Source organism: Pseudoalteromonas sp. SR45-5, assembly GCF_014163565.1.
Lineage (GTDB): Bacteria > Pseudomonadota > Gammaproteobacteria > Enterobacterales > Alteromonadaceae > Pseudoalteromonas > Pseudoalteromonas distincta.
This window is the reverse complement of sequence record NZ_JACJDN010000728.1, coordinates 1-1820: the sequence shown is the minus strand read 5'-3', so window position 1 is coordinate 1820 and position 1820 is coordinate 1. Positions and strand designations below refer to the sequence as shown.

The window sequence follows — 1820 nt, the reverse complement described above, 5'->3', positions numbered from 1 at the left end:
AATACAGTTACTCTTTTTTATTTTATTGCCGTTTATAATTTACAACACGGCTAATTCTTCTTCTTCCTAATTGGTATGAGCTTCAAATAAGGCAACTTCGTCGGTAGGCTGGCTTACACTATTTTTTTGTAGCGCAACATATAGATCGGAGTGAATATATATACCTTCTTTTCCTGACTTCATTCCTGCAATATCAAACCACGAAAGTAACTGACGTTTTCTACCTGCAAGCTCAAGCCTTATATCACGCTTTTTAAATATAACGTCGAGATCTGCAAGCATGGCCATTACGCTTAAATCTAAATGAGTAAAGCAGGGTACAGCGTCAATTATTACACATTGTGTATCGTCTTTTTGCCTTGCATATTGCTCAAGTAATCTGCGTTTAAAGTAGCTGGCATTAAAGTAAGTTAAAGGTGAATTAAAGCGATAGATAAACACGCCTTGCACTGCTTTTGCTTTATCTGTGGCGTCTAAACTTCTTACTACACCGTTAACATCTACGCCGAGTATATTGTCGGTTGGACGCATAACAGTGCGAATAAATTGAAATAACCCCAGTAATACAGCAAGCGTAATACCTGGGATAACGCCTATAAATAACACCGCTAGTAAGGTAGCTAAGGCGAGATAAAATGCCTGTTTGTCTTTTCGTTTTAATTGCCAAACAGCTTTTAAATCGAGTAAATGGACAGAGGCAATAATAAGTACAATACCTAGCGCTGCGCTTGGAATAAATTCAAGTGGGGCTGTTAAAAATATAGCTATGAGCGCAATAATGGCCGCTGCTATTATTGATACTAACTGTGTTTTACCACCTGCTGCATCGTTAACAGCGGTGCGTGAGTCGGCGCCACTGACGGCAAAACCTTGCGAAAGAGCTGACGCTATATTGGCAATACCTAACGCTCTAAATTCTTTATCGGCGTCTATGTCGTAGCCATTTTTAGCAGCAAAGCTGCGGGCAGTTAGCATCATACTAACAAAGCTCACGATGGCTAAGTTAAGTGCGGGTACCACCAGCTCACGAATAATCCCTAAATCAAAAACAGGGGTATTAAAAACGGGGAGCCCGCCAGTTACGGTGCCAATGGTTTTTATATCAAATTGTTTTAAATCAAAAATCCATACCAAAAGCGCACCAAAAGCAATAGCAAACATAGATGCAGGCCACGTGGGCTTTATCCGTTTCATGGCAAAATAGACCGCCAGTGTAAACAAAGCCATTAATAAGGTGGGAACATGTGTTTGCGCTAGGTATGTGGGCACACCACCGAGGCGTTCAAGTAAGTAGCGCTCATCAAAAGTAAAACCAAATACTTTAGAAAATTGACCCACAATAATAGTGATAGCTACGCCGTTTAGTAAGCCCATTAAAATAGGTTTAGATAAAAAGTCAGCTAATACACCTAACTTAAATTTACTGGCTATAAAGCACCAAAAGCCGGTCATGGCGGTCATGGTGACAACAAGTTGCCAATGCTTAAAGCTGTCACCTGCAGCAAGAGGTGTTACTACAGCGGCAATAACGGCGCAGGTTGCGGCATCAGGGCCGACTATTAATTGTTTTGAAGTGCCGAAAAGTGCATATAGCATCATTGGCAGTATGCAAGAGTATAACCCTACGGCGGCGTTAACACCGGTTAGTTGTGCGTAAGCAATGGCAACAGGTAAAGCCACTGCAGCTACTGATAGCGCCGCCCTTACATCATCAGCAAACCATTGGCGTTCATAGTGCAGCAATGTATCTAAACCCGGCATAAAATTATATAAACGCGACAGCACTTCAACCTTTCCTGTTAATAGTAGTAACGCTTTGA

1 protein-coding gene is annotated in these 1820 nt (G+C 41.5%); it reads right to left on the bottom strand.

The annotated features are described in order from the left end of the window. Positions 1-66: 66 nt before the first annotated feature. Positions 67-1785 (bottom strand): SulP family inorganic anion transporter, encoded by a 1719-nt coding sequence (locus H5072_RS18430; RefSeq protein ID WP_182694387.1) that lies wholly within the window; start codon positions 1783-1785, stop codon positions 67-69. Between the last annotated feature and the right edge of the window lie 35 nt (positions 1786-1820).